1 protein-coding gene is annotated in these 766 nt (G+C 61.7%); it reads left to right on the top strand.

Annotated elements, in window-relative coordinates:
• Window positions 1-73: 73 nt before the first annotated feature.
• The coding region (locus tag B3849_RS02795) for a proton-conducting transporter membrane subunit (protein ID WP_286779789.1) at window positions 74-766 on the top strand (693 nt) is incomplete at its 3' end.

The following is a 766-nucleotide window of genomic DNA, read 5'->3' as shown; positions in this document are numbered from 1 at the left end:
ATCTGGTCAACGAACCCGACACGCTGGCCGGAGCCGATACCGCAGAACCCTCCCCACGCGGAGGAGGCCCGGCATGACCCATTGGCTTATTCTTCCGATCGTTCTGCCAGCCATGCTGGCGGCGTTCATGGTGCTGGCCGCGCGCTATCACCTGCTGATCCAACGGGTGCTGTCCGTTACTGGCACGCTGGGACTGCTGGCACTGGCGCTTGGGCTGTTCTGGCAAGCCTCCGACGGGACGGTCAGCCTGTACCAGCTTGGCAACTGGGCGGCACCTTTCGGTATCGTGCTGGTCGCGGATCGTCTGTCGACGCTGATGGTCCTGCTGACCTGTGTGCTGGCCGTGCCGGTGCTGCTTTATGCGATCGGCTCGGGCTGGGATAACCGCGGGCGGCATTTCCATCCGCTGTTCCAATTCCAGCTTATGGGGATATTGGGGGCCTTCCTGACGGGCGATGCCTTCAACCTGTTTGTTTTCTTCGAAGTGTTGCTGATCGCCTCTTACGGGTTAATGATCCACGCGGGCGGGCAACGGCGTCTGCGCGCGGGGACGCAATATGTGCTGTATAACCTGCTGGGCTCGACCCTGTTCCTCTTTGCTCTTGGCACGATCTATGCCGAGACAGGCACGCTGAACATGGCCGATCTGGCGATGCGTGTGGCGACGCTTGATGCGGGCGATGGTGCGGGTATTCGCGTTGCGGCGGTGCTGTTGCTGCTGGTCTTTGCGGTCAAGGCCGCGATCTTGCCGCTGCATTTCTGGCTG

The organism is Sulfitobacter sp. UBA4523 (assembly GCF_002388305.1).
GTDB lineage: Bacteria > Pseudomonadota > Alphaproteobacteria > Rhodobacterales > Rhodobacteraceae > Sulfitobacter > Sulfitobacter pontiacus.
The sequence above is the reverse complement of the archived record's forward strand: the minus strand, read 5'-3'. Positions and strand labels throughout refer to the sequence as shown.